General features: G+C 67.4%; 14 protein-coding genes. 7 read left to right on the top strand and 7 right to left on the bottom strand.

Going from position 1 to position 17,006, the window contains the following annotated elements; genetic code table 11:
- Positions 1–340: 340 nt before the first annotated feature.
- Both V3B25_RS22035 and V3B25_RS22030 read right to left on the bottom strand, forming a co-directional pair.
- Positions 341–1,714, bottom strand: a complete 1,374-nt coding sequence (locus V3B25_RS22035) for a sigma-54 dependent transcriptional regulator (RefSeq protein ID WP_010481514.1) — start codon at positions 1,712–1,714, stop codon at positions 341–343.
- A 60-nt stretch (positions 1,715–1,774) separates the two neighbouring features.
- The gene (locus V3B25_RS22030; protein WP_049425096.1) at positions 1,775–3,388 is read right to left on the bottom strand and encodes an ATP-binding protein; all 1,614 of its coding nucleotides are present in this window, start codon (positions 3,386–3,388) and stop codon (positions 1,775–1,777) included.
- A 405-nt stretch (positions 3,389–3,793) separates the two neighbouring features.
- On the opposite strand from V3B25_RS22030, the gene sucC reads away from it, so the two are divergent.
- From sucC to V3B25_RS22015, 3 genes are all read left to right on the top strand, one after another.
- Complete coding sequence (gene sucC / locus V3B25_RS22025; protein ID WP_004154430.1) at positions 3,794–4,963, top strand: ADP-forming succinate--CoA ligase subunit beta; 1,170 nt, start codon at positions 3,794–3,796, stop codon at positions 4,961–4,963.
- A gap of 20 nt (positions 4,964–4,983) precedes the next feature.
- A complete protein-coding gene (gene sucD, locus V3B25_RS22020) occupies positions 4,984–5,859 on the top strand; it encodes a succinate--CoA ligase subunit alpha (RefSeq protein WP_005410793.1) in 876 nt (291 codons plus the stop codon).
- 224 nt (positions 5,860–6,083) lie between these two features.
- Positions 6,084–7,718, top strand: a complete 1,635-nt coding sequence (locus tag V3B25_RS22015) for an NAD+ synthase (RefSeq protein ID WP_154264253.1) — start codon at positions 6,084–6,086, stop codon at positions 7,716–7,718.
- Positions 7,719–7,832: 114 nt separating this feature from the next.
- Here the strand turns inward: V3B25_RS22015 and V3B25_RS22010 are convergent, their stop codons facing one another.
- The gene (locus V3B25_RS22010) at positions 7,833–9,035 is read right to left on the bottom strand and encodes a lipase family protein (RefSeq protein WP_329811542.1); all 1,203 of its coding nucleotides are present in this window, start codon (positions 9,033–9,035) and stop codon (positions 7,833–7,835) included.
- A 190-nt stretch (positions 9,036–9,225) separates the two neighbouring features.
- A complete protein-coding gene (locus V3B25_RS22005; protein ID WP_029379759.1) occupies positions 9,226–10,113 on the bottom strand; it encodes an outer membrane protein assembly factor BamD in 888 nt (295 codons plus the stop codon).
- Positions 10,114–10,226: 113 nt separating this feature from the next.
- Here V3B25_RS22005 and rluD point away from each other — a divergent pair, with 113 nt between their 5' ends.
- Genes rluD through V3B25_RS21985 form a run of 4 tightly spaced genes read left to right on the top strand, consistent with a single transcriptional unit; the run spans position 10,227 to position 12,925 of the window.
- Positions 10,227–11,216: a 23S rRNA pseudouridine(1911/1915/1917) synthase RluD gene (gene rluD, locus V3B25_RS22000; RefSeq protein WP_329811541.1), complete on the top strand. Its 990-nt coding sequence runs from the start codon at positions 10,227–10,229 to the stop codon at positions 11,214–11,216.
- Entirely contained in the window at positions 11,216–11,986 is a 771-nt protein-coding gene (gene pgeF, locus V3B25_RS21995) for a peptidoglycan editing factor PgeF (RefSeq protein ID WP_329811540.1), read from the top strand. The genes rluD and pgeF overlap by 1 nt, the downstream gene beginning before the upstream one ends.
- Positions 11,987–12,006: 20 nt before the next feature.
- Positions 12,007–12,513 (top strand): DUF4166 domain-containing protein, encoded by a 507-nt coding sequence (locus V3B25_RS21990; RefSeq protein WP_329811544.1) that lies wholly within the window; start codon positions 12,007–12,009, stop codon positions 12,511–12,513.
- Positions 12,488–12,925 carry a thiol-disulfide oxidoreductase DCC family protein gene (locus V3B25_RS21985; protein ID WP_329811539.1) on the top strand — a complete coding sequence of 146 codons (438 nt, stop codon included), beginning with the start codon at positions 12,488–12,490 and terminating at the stop codon, positions 12,923–12,925. The genes V3B25_RS21990 and V3B25_RS21985 overlap by 26 nt, the downstream gene beginning before the upstream one ends.
- A gap of 72 nt (positions 12,926–12,997) precedes the next feature.
- On the opposite strand, the gene otsA is transcribed toward V3B25_RS21985, so the two are convergent.
- From otsA to otsB, 3 genes are read right to left on the bottom strand one after another with little or no spacing between them, the layout of a single operon-like run.
- Entirely contained in the window at positions 12,998–14,362 is a 1,365-nt protein-coding gene (otsA, locus tag V3B25_RS21980) for an alpha,alpha-trehalose-phosphate synthase (UDP-forming) (RefSeq protein WP_182266594.1), read from the bottom strand.
- Entirely contained in the window at positions 14,359–16,140 is a 1,782-nt protein-coding gene (locus tag V3B25_RS21975) for a glycoside hydrolase family 15 protein (protein WP_049398205.1), read from the bottom strand. The genes otsA and V3B25_RS21975 overlap by 4 nt, the downstream gene beginning before the upstream one ends.
- A 39-nt stretch (positions 16,141–16,179) precedes the next feature.
- Entirely contained in the window at positions 16,180–16,938 is a 759-nt protein-coding gene (otsB, locus tag V3B25_RS21970; RefSeq protein ID WP_032128814.1) for a trehalose-phosphatase, read from the bottom strand.
- Positions 16,939–17,006 lie beyond the last annotated feature (68 nt).

Genomic DNA, 17,006 nt, shown 5'->3' with positions numbered 1-17,006 from the left:
GGGGGTGGCCGCCCCGCGGCCGGCACTACCACGTTGGTGGGTAGATCCACGCCATGCGTGGATGACGCGATGCATGGGGGTTGCCGGCCAGCGGCCGGCACTACCGCGTTGGTGGGTGTATCCACGCCATGCGTGGATGACGCGATGCATGGGGGTTGCCGGCCAGCGGCCGGCACTGCCGCGTTGGTGGGTAGATCCACGCCATGCGTGGATGACGCGATGCATTGGGTTGCCGGCCAGCGGCCGGCACTACCACGTTGGTGGGTAGATCCACGCCATGCGTGGATGGCGCGGCGGCGCACGCCAACCAAGGTTGGTGCCTACCAGGGCCGTTCGGCCCTTACTCCATCCCCAGCTTCTTCAGCTTGTAGCGCAGCGCGCGGAAGGTAATCCCCAGCTGCGCAGCCGTGCGGGTCTTGTTCCAGCGGTTCTCTTCCAGCGCGCGCTGGATGGCGCTGCGTTCCAGCTGCTCGATGTACGAGGGCAGGGCGGCGCCGCCCGGCTGCAGGTCTGCCACGGCTTCTGCGGGTGCTGCGCCGCCGGGCGCTCGCGGGGCGTGCTGCGGCAGGCGCAGGTCGTCGGCACCAATGCGATCTTCTTCGGCCAGTGCAAGCGCGCGCTCCAGAATGTTCTCCAGCTCGCGCACATTGCCCGGGAACGCATAGTGGGCCAGCGCTTCCAGCGCCGATGGCGCCAGCAGCGGTGTGGCGCGGCCGTGGCTGCGGGCCAGCCGCGCCAGCACGGCGGCAGCCAGTTCCGGCAGGTCCTGGCGGCGCTCGCGCAGCGGCGGCACCTTCAGTTCGATCACGTTGATGCGGTAGTACAGGTCGTGGCGGAAGCGCCCATCTTCGACCAGCTCGGCCAAGTCCTTGTGGGTGGCAGAGAGGATGCGTACGTCCACCGGCTCTTCGTTGGCCGCACCGACCGCGCGCACCGACTTCTCCTGGATCGCGCGCAGCAGCTTCACCTGCATCTGCAGCGGCAGCTCGGCCACTTCGTCCAGGAACAGGGTGCCGCCGTGTGCCGCCTGGAACAGGCCGGGCTTGTCGGCATGCGCGCCGCTGAAGCTGCCTTTGCGGTGGCCAAAGAACTCGCTCTCCATCAGCTCGCCGGGAATGGCACCGCAGTTGACCGGCACGAACGGACCAGCCGCACGCGCGCCCTGGGCGTGGATGGTGCGCGCGACCAGTTCCTTGCCCACGCCCGATTCACCGAGGATGTAGACCGGCGCCTGGCTGCGCGCGACCTTGCCGATGGTGGTGCGCAGAACGTCCATGGCCGGCGAAGCGCCGAGCAGGCGTGCAGCCTGTTCGGTGGCGGGGCCGGGCGCAGGGCGTTCGGTGTTGTTGAGTTCCAGCGCGTGCTTGACCAGGCCGCGCAGCACCGAGATGTCCACCGGCTTGCTGACGAAGTCGAAGGCGCCGGCCTTCAGCGCTTCCACGGCCAGGTCCATGCTGCCGAATGCGGTGATCATCGCCACCGGTGTGCGCGGGTAGTGCTGGGCGATCTCGCTGACCAGCTCGATGCCGTTGCCATCCGGAAGGCGCATGTCGGTGATGCACAGGTCGTACGGGTTGCTGGCCAGCAGCTCGCGCGCTTCGGCCAGGTTGGCGGCAGTACTGATGCGCAGCCCCATGCGGCCGAGGGTCAGTACCAGCAGTTCGCGGATGTCGCGTTCATCGTCGACGACGAGGGCGCTGCGGGTTTCGTTCATGGGCGTGAAAGATAAACGAGGGGGCTGGAAGCGACAAATGTTTGACGCACAGATTTGGAATCAGGTGGGCAACAGCGTGTGCGGGCCGGGTAGCACCAGGCGGAAGCACGAGCCTCCTGCCGGCACCGGGATGTAGTCGAGCCGTGCCTGGTTGGCGCGGCACAACTCGCGGGCGATGTACAGGCCCAGCCCGGTGCCGTGCTCGGAGGTGGTGAAGAACGGACGGAACAGCTGTGCGGCCACGCTCTCGGGAATGCCGGGGCCACGGTCCATCACGTCGATCACCGCGCTGCGCTCGTGCTGCGCCACGCGCAGGCGCACCCGCGCCGGCTGCTGGCCGATGCGGCCGTACTTCAGTGCGTTGTGCACCAGCACGGTGAGCACCTGGTACAGGTGTTTGCTGTCGACCTGCGCCATCACCGCCGTGTCGCTGATGATCGGTTCGATGCTGTCGGTTTCCAGCGTCTGGCCCTGCTTGTACTCCACCACGAAGCGGCGCACGAAGGCGACCAGGTCGACGTTCTCGGGTGTGGCGCGCTCGCGCCGTGCCAGCCCCAGCACGCTCTCGACGATGCCGTTGGTGCGCTGGCATTGCTGGCGGATGATCTGCAGCAGGCGGCGGTCGCTTTCGTTGAAACCGGTGCCTTCCTCCAGCAGCTGCACGGCGTAGTTGATCGCCGCCAGCGGATTGCGGATTTCATGGGCGAGGCTGGCCGAGAAGCGGCCCATCGCCGACAGGGTGAGCGATTCGGCGCGCCGCGAGACCACGCTGGAGTCGTCCAGGAATACCAGCGCCAGTTCGCTGCCGGCCAGCAGGCGGGCGAAGCGCGGTTGCACTTCCGGCTGGTCGGGGTTGAGCTGCAGCGGCAGTTCGTCCTGCGCCCAGCCGTTGCGCCAGCGCTGCAGGCGGCGCGCCAGTTCCGGCGCGGCACTGGCCAGATCCAGGCGTCCCGTCTCACCGATGCCGTCGTTGTCGCCGAGCAGCATCGAGGCCGCTTCATTGGCCAGGGTGATGCGGTTGTCGGCGTCCACCACCAGCACGCCGGTGCGCATGCGGCGGATGATCAGTTCGTTGATCTGGAACAGGTTGGCCACTTCGTCGCCGCGCTGGTTGGCCAGCTGCTGGTTGCGGCGCGCGCGGTTGCCCACCTGGTAGCTGATGAAGGCCAGCGCCAGGTAGCTGGTGGCGAACATGGCCAGCTCGGCCAGCGTGCGGGTGGGATCACCGCCTTCGAGCACCTTCCAGAGGTATTCGGTACCGGTGGCCAGGCTGGCAGCGACCGCCAGGCCCAGGCCCCAGCTCAGCGGCAGCAGGGTGGCGGCAGCGGCGATGTTGAACAGCAGCGACATCGAGATGCCGGCGCTGGCACCGGGCAGGGCATGCGCCAGCAAGGTGGCGGCGATGATGTCCACCAGCACGCTGCTGACCACGATCGGGCGCAGCCAGCGTTCGTTGCGGCCGATCGCCAGGGCCAGCAGCGACAGCAGCAGATAGATCGCTGCGACGGTATCGGCCAGACGCGGGTGATGGGCCTCGCCGACCATGCCGGACAGGGGGCTGTAGAGCAGGCCGGCGATGACCGCGGCGATCAGCACCCGGTACAGCGCGAAGAAGTACAGCTCACGCCGCGGAATCGATTCGATGCGGTCGATCAATGAAGCACTGGGTGACACGCCGGAACTCCCCTTCTGGCTGCCTGGGTCTGGAATCTGCGGCGGCCCTGCCTGGCATCCCCTGAAGCCGGGCGGGTTCGTCGCTTCTATGTGGCCCGCGGTGGAAGCCGCCGGGCAGGCCCGACACTACACACCTTGGTTGACCAGTATAGGGCCCCCGGCAGGACGCCGCCGGAGCCGCCCGGATCGCGCATTTGGCCTGCCGTGGATACCGGTGGCCAACGCCGGCCCGGGCGCAACTGCCTGAATGGCGGTGGAAATCTGGCCGGGTGTGGCGTTTTGTACAGACTTCTTTGCGCCCCGGCGCCGGCTCGGCCACAATAGTGGGCCCGCCGCGGTCCATGCCGGCGCCCCGCCGGGGCCCTGAGGAATTGCGTGCGGTCGTTCCTATTCCCACGGTGACGCATGAATTTCCACGAATACCAGTCAAAACAACTGCTTGCCGAGTACGGCATCCCGGTCCCGGCCGGCAAGGTCGCTGCGACCCCGGACGAAGCGGTTGCCGCTGCCAACTCCCTGGGCCAGGGCCCCTGGATGGTCAAGGCGCAGATCCACGCTGGCGGCCGCGGCAAGGCTGGCGGCGTCAAGTTCTGCAAGACCACCGACGACGTGAAGGCCGCTGCGGCCAAGATGCTCGGCACCAAGATGGCCACCTACCAGACCGCTGGCGTTGAACTGCCGGTCAACCTGGTGCTGGTGACCACCGCCGGCGAGATCGTCAAGGAACTGTACCTGTCGGTGCTGGTCGACCGTGGCACCAAGACCATCACCTACATCGCCTCTTCGGAAGGCGGCGTGGAGATCGAGCAGGTCGCCGCTGAAACCCCGGAGCTGATCCACTCGCTGAACGTCGACTTCGTCGAAGGCGTGCAGGGTTACCACGGCCGTGATTTCGGCTTCAAGCTGGGCCTGACCGCCAAGCAGGCCGGCCAGTTCGCCAGCATCATGGTGAACCTGTACCGCCTGTTCAACGAAAAGGACCTGGCGCTGGTTGAAATCAACCCGCTGGCCATCCTGGACGACGGCAACCTGTACGCGCTGGACGGCAAGTTCGACAGCGACGACAACGCCGCGTTCCGCCAGAAGGCCCTGGTCGCCATGCGCGACAAGACCCAGGAAGATCCGACCGAAGTGATCGCTTCGGAGCTGGACATCAACTACGTCACCATGGACGGCAACATCGGCTGCATGGTCAACGGCGCAGGCCTGGCCATGGCCACCATGGACGTCATCAAGCTCAACGGCGGCGAGCCGGCGAACTTCCTGGACGTGGGCGGCGGCGCCAACAAGCAGCGCGTCATCGAAGCGTTCAAGCTGATCCTGTCCTCGGACAAGGTTGAAGGCATCTTCGTCAACATCTTCGGCGGCATCGTCCGCTGCGACATGATTGCCGAAGGCATCATTGCCGCCGTGAAGGAAGTGGGCGTCAAGGTTCCGGTCGTGGTGCGCCTGGAAGGCACCAACGTGGAAGAAGGCAAGCAGCTGCTGCGTGACAGCGGCATGGCCATCATCCCGGCTGACAACATCAACGATGGCGCCAAGAAGATCGTTGAAGCTGTCAAGAACGCTGCCTGATTCGACACCAAGGAATTCCCATGTCTGTTTTGATTAACAAGAACACCAAGGTGATCGTGCAGGGCTTCACCGGCCAGCAGGGCACCTTCCACGCCACTCAGATGATCGAGTACGGCACCCAGGTTGTTGGCGGCGTGACCCCGGGCAAGGGTGGCACCACCCACATCGACCTGCCGGTCTTCAACACCGTTGCCGACGCCGTGCAGAGCACCGGCGCCAACGCTTCGGTCATCTACGTGCCGCCGCCGTACGCGGCCGACGCGATCCTGGAAGCCGCTGCTGCCGGCATCAAGGTCATCGTCTGCATCACCGAAGGCATCCCGGTGCTGGACATGCTGCGCGTCAAGAACGTGCTGACCCGTTCGCATCCGGACACCGTGCTGATCGGGCCGAACTGCCCGGGTGTCATCACCCCGGGTGAGTGCAAGATCGGCATCATGCCGGGCCACATCCACCAGCCGGGCAAGATCGGCATCGTGTCGCGTTCGGGCACCCTGACCTATGAAGCGGTCAAGCAGACCACTGAAGTCGGCCTGGGCCAGTCCACCTGCATCGGCATCGGTGGTGACCCGATCAACGGCCTGAACTTCGTCGACTGCCTGAAGCTGTTCAACGAAGACCCGCAGACCGAAGGCATCATCATGGTTGGCGAAATCGGCGGTGACGCTGAAGAAGCCGGCGCCGAGTACATCAAGAACCACGTGAAGAAGCCGGTCGTCGGTTTCATCGCCGGTGCGTCGGCTCCGGCCGGCAAGCGCATGGGCCACGCCGGTGCGATCGCCTCGGGCGGCAAGGGCACTGCTGAAGGCAAGTTCGCCGCCATGGAAGCTGCCGGTGTTGTCACCGTCCGCTCGCCGGGCGACCTGGGCGCTGCCATCGCCAAGCTGGTGAAATAAGACCGCTTGTGTAGAGTCGAGCCATGCTCGACTGACGCTCTTGCTTCAAACAGAAAGGCCGCCTCCGGGCGGCCTTTCTGCGTCTGGCGCCCTGGCCATCCCGGCAAGCTCATCCACGCATGGCGTGGGTCTACTGAGCCGGGGCTGTCCACGCAGCGAGCGCGCCCGGCGCGCGCATGGCGCAGCGCTACAATGGGCACATTGCAACCACAGGCTGGATTCCCATGGCTTCGATCCGCATCGCGATGGCGCAGTTCGACTTCCCGGTCGGCGATGTCGCCGGCAACACCGAGCGCATCATCGAGATGATCGGCCAGGCGCGCGACGAGTACGGCGCCGAGCTGGTGATGTTCCCCGAGCTGGCGGTGAGTGGTTATCCGCCGGAAGACCTGCTGCTGCGCCCGGGCTTCCTGTACGAGTGCGAGCAGGCGATGGCCCGCATCGCTGCTGCCTGCCGTGGCATCACCGCCGTGGTTGGTTGGCCGCAGGCGGCCGGTGCGGTGGTCTACAACGCCGCCAGCGTGCTGCGTGACGGCCTGGTCGAGCAGACCTACCGCAAGCGCGAGCTGCCCAACTACGCGGTGTTCGACGAGCGCCGCTACTTCGATGTCGATCCGGATGGCGGCAGCTGCGTGTTCGAGGTCAACGGCATTCCGGTCGGCCTGCTGATCTGCGAGGACCTGTGGTTCGCCGAGCCGCTGGCCGACACCGTGCGCGCCGGTGCGCAACTCGTGGTGGTGCCGAATGCCTCGCCCTACGAGCGTGGCAAGCATGCCCAGCGCGATGCAGTGCTGGCCGCACGCACCCGTGAGAGCGGGGCGGCGATCGCCTACCTCAACGTGGTCGGTGGCCAGGACGCGCTGGTGTTCGACGGCGCCTCGGTAGTGGCCGATGGCGACGGTACCGTGCACCCGGCCGCCGCCGCCTTCGTCGACCAGTGGCTGGTGGTGGAGTACGACGGTGAAAGCCGCCGCTTCATGCCGCACGTGTGGATGGACGATGGCGACGAGAGCATGGACGCGCTGGCCTGGCGCGCAGTGACCCGTGGCATCCAGGACTACTGCCGCAAGAACGGCTTCAAGAAGGTGTGGCTGGGCCTGTCCGGCGGCATCGATTCGGCGCTGGTGCTGGCCATGGCCGTGGACGCGATGGGCGCGGAAAACGTCACCGCCGTGCGGTTGCCGTCGCGCTATACCGCGGGCCTGTCCAACGACCTGGCCGCCGAACAGTGCCAGGCACTGGGCGTGAAGCTGGAGGCGGTATCGATCGAGCCGGCGTTCAAGGGCCTGATGGAAGCGCTGGCGCCGATGTTCGAAGGCACTGCGCCGGACGTGACCGAAGAGAACCTGCAGTCGCGCAGCCGTGGCGTGATCCTGATGGCGCTGGCCAACAAGTTCGGTGGCCTGTTGCTGACCACCGGCAACAAAAGCGAATACGCGGTGGGTTACGCCACCATCTACGGCGACATGTGCGGTGGCTATGCGCCGCTGAAGGACCTGTACAAGACCGAAGTGTTCGGGCTGTCCAAGTGGCGCAACACCGTGGGCGGCGCGCCGGTGATCCCACCGGCCGTGATCAGCCGCCCGCCGTCGGCCGAGCTGCGCGAGAACCAGCTGGACCAAGATTCGCTGCCGGCCTATGACGTGCTGGACGGCATCCTGTACCGCTACATCGACCAGGAGCAGTCGCGCACGGAGATCGTTGCGGCCGGTTACGACGCGGCCGTGGTCGACCGGGTGCTGCGCCTGGTGCGCATCAGCGAGTGGAAGCGGCACCAGGCCGCGCCGGGGCCGAAGGTCTCGCGCCGGGCATTTGGCCGCGAGCGTCGTTACCCGATCAGCAACGGCTACAAGGGCTGAAGCTGCGGTTGGCGGGTAGTGCCGGCCGCTGGCCGGCAACCCGTTGGCCCCTCTCCGGTGGGTGCGGACCTTGGTCCGCACGGTGGTCGAAGATCATCCACGCATGGCGTGGATCTACTGGGCGTCCTCAAGCAGTTGTTCGAGGCTGGCAGTTTCCGCTGCGTCGTTGAAGCGTCCGTCCCCCAGCCGTGCCCGCACAAACGCCAGGCCATCCGCCGCCGCCGCGTCCAGCGTGCCGCGGTGGTCGACCGGGTAATGCCGGAACGCGACCGGCTCGCCTCGCAGGGCCAGGCCTGCGGCATACAGCAGGGTGGTCAGATAGGGCACATCGCGGTCCTCGCTGCCGTGGCCCAGCATCAGCGGTTGGCTGAAGCCGCGGCGCGGTACGCCGAGATAGTCGTACAGCACCGCCCAGATGCCCGGCACGCTGGTCAGCGGTGCAGTGAACATGCTGCCGGTATCCGCACCGTCCAGCGTGGTGGCCAATTCGCCCAGGCACTGTTCGCGTGCCACTGCCACGCGGGCGCGACCGGTGTCGCTGAGGACGCGGTCGATCTGTGGCGCAACCTGCAACAGACCGTCGAGCAGATACGCGTGATACGCGTTGAGCGCGCCAGGATTGGCGCTGCGGTTGTCCGGCTTCATCACCAGCGCGGTCAGCTCGACGGCGGTGGGCGTGCCGGTGGTGAAGCTGCCGCGGTAGTGCAGGGAAGGGCCACCATAGGTGGGCGCCAGATGCCCGGCTGTGAGGGCTGCAGCGCCACCCTGTGAATGACCAACCGAGACCCAGCGCGGCGACAGCGCTGCGTTGCCCAGGTACTGGCGGCTGGCCTTGACCAGGTCGATGGCATTGCGCGCGGCCGTGCGGACGTGCAGATAGGCATGCTCGCCGGGGCTGCCGAGCCCCTGGTAGTCCGCGGCGACCACCGCATAGCCCTGGGCCAGGAACTGATCGAGGAAGCGCCTGTCGCGTTCGGGTTGGTAGGGGCCGGACACCGAGGGCGCGCAGCGATCTGCGATGCCCTGGGTGCCGTGTGCCCAGGACACCACCGGCCAGCCGCCCGCTGGAGCCGCGCCGGCGGGCAGGTACAGCAGGCCGGTGCCTTCGGCCAGCTGGCCGCGAAGATCCGGGGTGCGGTAGTGGAGCTTGTAGGCCTGCGCAGCCTTGGACGGCACCCATGACGCGCGATAGGGGGCAGCAGACAGCAGATCGCCCGGTGCACCCGGTGCGGCAGCCAGGGGGGCCGAGGACAGCGCCAGCACGGCGGTGGCAAGGAGGCAGGCGAGGGGGCGGAAACGGCGGGGCGGTAGGGTCATGGGGCGCTCCTTCACGGCCGGGATGGCCGTTGCGCCGCAGTGTGGAGGGCGTCGCCGGAGCGGGATGCGACCGGCGTCGCATCCGCCGGGAATTCGTAGAATTCCTAGTGTCGTGGTCCATGGGCGTACGAACCATCCACGCATGGCGTGGATCTACCGACAAAGAAAAGGCCCCTTTCGGGGCCCTCTCTTACTTCTTTTCCAGTCGCGCGTTGCGCTGGCCGGTGCTGGCGGATTTCTCGCCGGCGAACGGGTTCAGCTTGCGGATCATCCACGGGTACTTCGGCCACTTGCCTTCCAGCCACGGGTGGTCCGGCTGGTTCAGCTGCAGGACGCGGCGGGCATCGTCGGCCAGGGTCTTGTTGCCCAGGTGGGTGTAGGAATCGGCCAGCACAGCCACGGCGTCGTACTGGAAGGCGCTCTGCGGGTAGGTTTCCAGCAGGTAGTTGGCGCGGCCGGCGGCCGAGACCCAGGCGCCGCGGCGCATGTAGTACAGGGCGTTGTCCAGCTCATGCTGGGCGAACACGTCACGCAGCTCCAGCATGCGCTGGCGCGCATCGGCGGCGTAGCGGCTGTTCGGGTAGCGGTCCACCACGATGTTGAAGTCCGAATACGCCTGGTGCGGCGTGGACAGGTCGCGGCGGCTGGCATCCAGAGACCATACGCGGCGCAGGAAAACCGTACTGCGGTTGGAGTTGGCCAGGCCGCGCAGGTAGTACAGGTACGCGATGTTGCGATGGGTCGGGTAGGTACGGATGAAGCGGTCGATGCTGGACACCGCGTCATCGTGCTTGCCGGCCTTGTACTGGGCGTAGGCGGTCTCGATCATCGCCTGCTCGGTGTACGGACCGTACGGATACTGGGCCACCAGGCGGCGGAAGCTGGCTTCGGCGCCGCTCCAGTTGCCACCCTGCATCAGCTTGTGGCTCTTCTCGTACAACTGTTCGACCGGCGTCCCTTCATCGGGGCGATCGCCCTTCTTGGCACCACGGTGGCAGCCGGTGGCGGCGATGACCAGCACCAGCAGCAGGGCGGTGAGGCGGACGGGCGCGGAGAGCATGGCGGAGCGTCGGATCATGGGGTCGAGGCGGGACGCGGCTGGAATACGAAGGGTCGATGATAGCCTAGTGTCCTGTCCAGCGACTGAAACCGGCCGCCGGGACCCCAAAATTTCAAAGAATGCCCCCTGCCATGTCTGAACAACCCTCTGAATCGGCCCGCCAGGCCATCGTCCCCGACACCGCTGCCGGCCGTCGTTTCGACGCCGTGGTGGCCGAACTGTTCCCCGAATACTCGCGTTCGCGCCTGACCGAGTGGATCAAGGCCGGTGAGGTGCTGCTGGACGGCGCCCAGGTGCGCCCGCGCGATCCGCTGCGCGGCGGCGAGCTCGTGACCTTCAATGTGGTGCTCGAGACCCAGACCGACGCCCAGCCGGAGGACATCCCGCTGGACGTGCTGTTCGAGGACGAGCACCTGCTGGTGATCAACAAGCCGGTCGGCCTGGTGGTGCACCCGGGCGCGGGCAACCACAGCGGCACCCTGGTCAACGCCCTGCTGTTCCGCGACCCGTCGGTGGCGGTGCTGCCGCGCGCCGGCATCGTGCACCGCCTGGACAAGGACACCAGCGGCGTGATGGTGGTGGCCAAGACCCTGGAAGCGCAGACCGCACTGGTCGAGCAGCTGGCCGCGCGCGACGTGCACCGCCAGTACCTGGCCATCGTGATGGGTGCGCTGGTGGCCGGCGGTACCGCCGATGCCCCGATCGACCGCCACCCACGCGACCGCCTGAAGATGGCCGTGCGCGAGGATGGCAAGGAAGCGATCACCCATTACCGACTGCGCGAGCGCTTCCGTGCGCACACCGCGCTGGAGTGCCGCCTGGAAACCGGCCGTACCCATCAGATCCGCGTGCACATGGCGCATGTGCGCCATCCGATCATTGGTGACCCGCTGTACGGCGGTGCGCTGAAGCTGCCCAAGGGCGCCAGCGATGAGCTGGTAGCCGCGCTGCGCGGCTTCAAGCGCCAGGCCCTGCACGCCGAGACCCTGGAGTTCACGCACCCGATCACCGGTGAGCCGGTGCGCAACACCGCGCCGGTGCCGGACGACATGCTGCACCTGATGAAGGTGCTGCGCGAAGACAGCGAAGCCTTCGCCGCACGCGAGCGGGACCGCTGGTGATGGCCGCCGCGTTGCCTTTGCTGCAGGCGGACTGGCCGGCGGCTCCGGGCGTCCATGCGCTGACCACGCGTCGGCACGGTGCGGGCATTTCGCCGGCGCCGTTCGCGCAGTTCAACCTGGGCAACCGGCACGCGGCCGATGGTGATACCCCGGCCAACGTGGAGCACAACCGGCAGCTGCTGCAGCAGGGGCTGGCGCTGCCGTCGGCACCGCACTGGCTGCGCCAAGTGCACAGCAGTACCGTGCTGCGCTTCACAACGCCGCCGGTGCCAGGCGCAAGCGAACCGGTGGCCGACGCTGCGGTGACCTCGGTGCCCGGCGTGGTGCTGGCGATCCTGACCGCCGACTGCCTGCCGGTGGTGTTCGCCGCTGCCGACGGTAGCGAGGTGGGCGCCGCTCACGCTGGATGGCGCGGGCTGGCCGACGGCATGCTGGAGGCCACCGTGGCCGCCATGCAGACCCCGCCCGCGCAGCTTCGCGCGTGGCTGGGCCCGGCGGCCGGGCCGGCCGACTACGAGATCGGCGAAGAGGTCTTCCACGCCTTCGTCGGCCATGATCCGGCGGCCGAGGCGGCGTTTGTGGCGACACGCCAGGGGCACTGGAAGGTGGACCTGTTCGCCCTGGCACGTCAGCGCCTGCAGGCGGCGGGCATGGACCCGGCGCAGGTGTATGGCGGCACGGTGTCGACGATGGCCGATCCCGACCTGTATTCGCACCGGCGCGACCGTCGCACCGGGCGCATGGCGACCCTGGCCTGGATCGCGCCCTGACCACGCCGTTGTTCACGCGCGTGCTGGGGCCGGCCTTCGCCACCCTGGCCGCGCCGGTGCAGGCGCTGCATGCCGCGCCGTTGCCTTGCCGCTACGTGGGACAGGCGCGCATCCTGAGAGGGCGACACTGGCTGGTGCCGCTGCTGGCCGCGTTGGCGCAGTTGCCGAAGGACGGCGACGCGCTGCCCACCGAAGTGGCGTTCAGTGCACACGGGCAGGGCGAGCAATGGGCGAGGCGGTTTGGCCGCTGGCCGATGGTGTCGCGGCTGTGGGCGCACGAAGGGTACCTGCGCGAGCAGTTGGGCGCGGTGCGCTTCGAATTTGATCTGCAGGCCCGCGAGGGTGGCATCGACTGGTCGGTGCGGCGGGTCTGGGCGTTCGGGCTGCTGCCGCTGCCGAAGCGCTGGTTCGGCGGCGTGCGATGTCGCGAAGCGTCGCACGGCCAGCGCTACACTTTCCTGGTCGATGTGACCTTGCCCTGGGCCGGAGCCCTGATCCGCTATGAAGGCTGGCTCGAACCGCAGTGATTCCGCCGCCGAGGCCGGCAGCGCGGTGATCGTTTTCGATGGCGTATGCGCGCTGTGCAACCGCTGGGTGCGCTTCCTGCTGCGTTTCGATCGCAAGGGGCGCTACCGCTTTGCGGCGATGCAGGGCGCGCAGGGCAGCGCGATGTTGCGCGCGCACGGGCTGGACCCGCAGGACCCGATGTCGTTCCTGCTGCTGGACGCACAGCGCGCCTGGACCGATACCGATGCGATCCTGCGCGTGCTGGCGGGGCTGGGCGGCGCCTGGCGCCTGACCGGTGCATTGCGCGTGCTGCCGCGCAGCTGGCGTGATGCCGCGTACCGCGCGCTGGCCCGCAACCGCTACCGCTGGTTCGGGCGGCATGACGCCTGTTACCTGCCCGCACCGGAGCAGGCCGCGCGGTTCCTGGATTGAAGAAAAAAGGGGACGGAGGGGATTAAGTCGTTTGTGCACAAACGACTTAATCCCCTCCGTCCCCTTTTTCCCTCAACCTTCCAGCGCGTCCAGATAGCTGCGGCGCCAGTGGTTGATGTCGTAGGTGCGCAGGTGCTCCATCATCGCGTGCCAGCGTTCCTTGCGCCTGCGCAGCGACATCGTTGCCGCGGTGGCGATGGCGTCGGCCACGCCGTCCAGATCATGCGGGTTCACCAGCAGCGCCTGCTTGAGTTCGTCGGCGGCGCCGGCCAGCAGCGACAGCACCAGCACGCCGGGGTCGTCCGGGTCCTGCGAGGCCACGTACTCCTTGGCTACCAGGTTCATGCCATCGCGCAGCGGCGTGACCAGGCCCACTGCCGCCGCCCGGTAGAAGCCGGTCAGCGTGGCATGGGTGAAGTTCTGGTTGACGTAGCGCAGCGGCGTCCAGTCCGGTTCGGCGTGGCCACCGTTGATGTGCCCGGCGATCTGTTCCAGCTGGCTGCGCAGCTGCCGGTACTCGGTGACATCGCCGCGCGAGACCGGGGCGATCTGCAGATAGGTCAGCGAGCCGCGCTGATCCGGATGGCGCTCCAGATAGCGCTCGAAGCCGAGGAAGCGTTCGGGCAGGCCCTTGGAATAGTCCAGGCGATCCACGCCGATCGCCAGCTGGCGATCACGCAGGCTGTTGCGCAGGTTCTTCACAGCGGCCTTGGTGGCGGCGGTGCCAGCCTGTCGCGCGATCAGCTCGGTGTCGATACCGATCGGGAACGCCGCCGCACGGAAGCGGCGCCCGCCCGGTGCTTCCAGCTCGCCGTTTTCGAGCACGCGGCCGCCGCCGAACAGGCGCAGGTAGGTCTGGAAGCGATCGGCGTCGCGCTGGGTCTGGAAGCCGACCAGATCGTAGGCGTACAGCGCGGAGAACAACCGAAGGTGGTCGGGCATGGCCTGCAGCAGGTCGGCCGACGGCATCGGGATGTGCAGGAAGAAGCCGATGCGGCAGCCGATGCCACGCTCGCGCAGCAGCGCACCAAGCGGGATCAGGTGGTAGTCGTGGATCCAGACGATGTCGTCCTCGCGCAGCAGCGGCGCGAGCTTGTCGGCGAACAGCGCGTTGACCTTATGGTAGGTCTCGCGGGTGCCCCGGTCGTAGTCGACCAGATCCAGACGGAAGTGCAGCAACGGCCAGAGGGTGCGATTGGCGAAACCGTTGTAGTAGCCATCGACCTCGCGCTTGCTCAGGTCGAGGGTGACGAATTCGATATCGCCATCCTTCTGCGTGTGCAGCGTGCCGCTGCCGTCGCGCACGCTCTTGCCGCTCCAGCCGAACCACATGCCGCCACGTTCCTTCAGCGCGGCCAGCAGGCCCACCGCCAGGCCGCCGGCGCGGTTCTCGCCCGGCACCGCCACGCGGTTTGAAACCACCACCAGACGACTCACGATGCCTCCTGCCAGGACCGCGACAGGCGCATTGCGGCGGTGATCAGGCCGACGTGCGAATAGGTCTGCGGGAAATTGCCCCAGGCCTCGCCGCTGTCGAAGGCCAGATCCTCCGACAGCAGGCCAAGATGGTTGCGCTGCTTCAAGAGCAGCTCGAACATCCCGCGTGCTTCGTCCATGCGCCCAATCGCCGCCAGCGCATCGATGTACCAGAAGGTGCAGATGGTGAAGCTGGTTTCCGGCTCACCGAAGTCATCCGGTGCAACATAGCGGTACAGCGAGTTGCCATGCTTTAGGTCGCGGCCGATGGCGTCGACGGTGGCGATGAAACGCGCATCCATCGCGTCGATGAAGCCGATGTCGGCCAGCAGCAGCAACGAGGCATCCAGCCGATGGCCACCAAAGGTATCGGTGAAGTGGCCCAGCTCCTCGCTCCAGGACTCGGCCATGATGCGCGCATGGATGGTGTCGGCACGCTCGCGCCAGTAATGGGCGCGGTCATCGCGCTTCAGGCGCACGGCGATCTTGCACAGGCGATCGCACGCTGCCCAGCACATCGCGCTGGTGTAGGTGTGCACCTCGGTGCGGCCGCGGAATTCCCACAGGCCGGCGTCGGGTACGTCGTGCAGGGCGAACGCCTGTTCACCCAAGGGTTCCAGGCGGGCGAAGGTGTGCGCATCGCCCGGGTCCTGCAGGCGGCGGTCGAAGAACAACTGCGTGGACGCCAGCACCACGCTGCCGTAGACATCGTGCTGGCGCTGCACCCAGGCCAGGTTGCCGCGCCGCACCGGGCCCATGCCACGGTAGCCGGACAGGCTGGGTACTTCGTCCTCGTCCAGCTTGGCCTCGAAGCCGATGCCATACAGCGGCTGCAACGTGCCATCGGTGGTGGCCAGGTTGAAGATGTAGCCGAGGAACTGTTCCATCGTGCGCGTTGCGCCGAGGCGGTTCAGTGCGCGCACCACGAACGCGGCATCACGCAGCCAGCAGTAACGGTAGTCCCAGTTGCGCACGCTGCCGGGCGCTTCCGGAATGGAGGTGGTCATCGCCGCGATGATCGCGCCGCTGTCCTCGTACTGGCACAGCTTCAGGGTGATCGCACTGCGGATCACCGCGTCCTGCCATTCCAGTGGAATGGACAGGTAGCGCACCCATTCGCGCCAGTAGTCGCGGGTGCGCTGGAAGGCTTCCTGCACATAGCCACTGATCGAGCGGTTGAGCGATTCATCCACGCCCAGGATCAGGTGGATGGGATGGTTGAGCACGAACGGCAGGCCATCGCGGATGAAGCGCACCGGCACGTCGGTGGTCAGCCGCAGCACGTGTTCGGGCAGGATCCAGCGCACGTGGTTGCTGCCCCAGGTGGACTCGGGCACGCGTGCGCCCCAGTCGGCCAGTGGCCGTGCGTGCACGGTGATGCGTGGGCTGCCGGCCAGTGGTCGTACCTGCCGGATCAGGCTGACCGGCCGGTAGAAACGGTCGTTCTGGCGCCAGCGCGGGGCGAAATCAAGGATTTCCAGTTCACCACCGTGCGCGTCGCGCAGCACGGTACGCAGGATCGCGGTGTTGGTCAGGTATTCCTGCTCGCTGCTCGCGAAGTCCTCCAGCTCGATGGCGAAGTCGCCACCGGTCTGCTGGTTGGGGCCGAGCAGGGCACAGAAGGTGGGGTCGCCGTCGAAGGTGGGCAGGCAGCTCCAGACAACGCGGGCACGTTTGTCGACCAGGGCGCCGAAGCTGCCGTTGCCGACCACGCCCAGATCAAGATCGGGTTGGGTCATCACGCGGTACATCTCGGTTGCGGCCGTGGGGTGGCCGGGTCAATAGGCATTCTCACGCAGCCAGGCGTGCACGCTGCGTATGTCGGGCAGCGCGAACACGGCTTTGCTGGGTTCCCGTTCGCCCACCAGTACGCTCCAGCCATGCTGGCCATTGGCGGCGTCGAAGCCGAACTCATCGGTCAGGTCATCGCCGAGGAACACCGGCAGGCGGCCGCGGAACGGCAGGTACTGCATCATCCGGCGCACGGCACGGCCCTTGTCGGTGCCGACGGGAACGAATTCGACCACATGGTCGCCGGGCTGCAGGCGGTAGCTGGCACGGCCACGCACATGGCGGTCGGCGAAGGCGCGCACATCACTTGCCGCGTGCGGCGCACCGCGCCAATGCAGCGCCAGGCCGACGCCCTTGTCTTCCACCAGCACGCCGGGATGGCCATGGGCGAAGCGCATCGCCTGCTGGTGCAGCGCGTGCAGCCACTCGGCGGTGTCGTCGTCGTGTTCGTCGCGCAGAACGCGACCGTCTTCGCCGCGCAGTTCGTGGCCATGCAGGCCGGCGGCGGGCAATTTCAGGGGAGCGAACAGTTGATCCAGCTGCTCAAGCGGGCGACCACTGACCAGTGCCACAGCACCTTCCAGGCGGTCGCTGATGCGGCCGATGGCTTCACGCACATCCGGCAGCAACTGCACGGCATCCGGGCGTGCAGCGAATTCGATCAGGGTGCCGTCGACATCGAGGAACAACGCGCAGGCGTCATCCAGCAATGGCGGTGGCGGACGCAGGGGGAGCGGTTCAGCCATGACGCCCAGCTTGCCAGCGTGGGCGTGTACGTGGGGTCGAGGGCAGGCTACGGATTGGGTAGTGGCGG

This window comes from Stenotrophomonas sp. SMYL8, assembly GCF_036320065.1.
GTDB classification, from domain to species: Bacteria; Pseudomonadota; Gammaproteobacteria; order Xanthomonadales; family Xanthomonadaceae; genus Stenotrophomonas; species Stenotrophomonas maltophilia_A.
The sequence above is the reverse complement of the archived record's forward strand: the minus strand, read 5'-3'. Positions and strand labels throughout refer to the sequence as shown.

Coding starts and splice junctions, on each gene's coding strand:
- V3B25_RS22035 (WP_010481514.1), bottom strand. CDS start 1,714: ATGAACGAAACCCGCAGCGCCCTCGTCGTCGACGATGAACGCGACATC.
- sucC (WP_004154430.1), top strand. CDS start 3,794: ATGAATTTCCACGAATACCAGTCAAAACAACTGCTTGCCGAGTACGGC.
- sucD (WP_005410793.1), top strand. CDS start 4,984: ATGTCTGTTTTGATTAACAAGAACACCAAGGTGATCGTGCAGGGCTTC.
- V3B25_RS22015 (WP_154264253.1), top strand. CDS start 6,084: ATGGCTTCGATCCGCATCGCGATGGCGCAGTTCGACTTCCCGGTCGGC.
- V3B25_RS22010 (WP_329811542.1), bottom strand. CDS start 9,035: ATGACCCTACCGCCCCGCCGTTTCCGCCCCCTCGCCTGCCTCCTTGCC.
- V3B25_RS22005 (WP_029379759.1), bottom strand. CDS start 10,113: ATGATCCGACGCTCCGCCATGCTCTCCGCGCCCGTCCGCCTCACCGCC.
- rluD (WP_329811541.1), top strand. CDS start 10,227: ATGTCTGAACAACCCTCTGAATCGGCCCGCCAGGCCATCGTCCCCGAC.
- pgeF (WP_329811540.1), top strand. CDS start 11,216: ATGGCCGCCGCGTTGCCTTTGCTGCAGGCGGACTGGCCGGCGGCTCCG.
- V3B25_RS21985 (WP_329811539.1), top strand. CDS start 12,488: ATGAAGGCTGGCTCGAACCGCAGTGATTCCGCCGCCGAGGCCGGCAGC.
- V3B25_RS21975 (WP_049398205.1), bottom strand. CDS start 16,140: ATGACCCAACCCGATCTTGATCTGGGCGTGGTCGGCAACGGCAGCTTC.
- otsB (WP_032128814.1), bottom strand. CDS start 16,938: ATGGCTGAACCGCTCCCCCTGCGTCCGCCACCGCCATTGCTGGATGAC.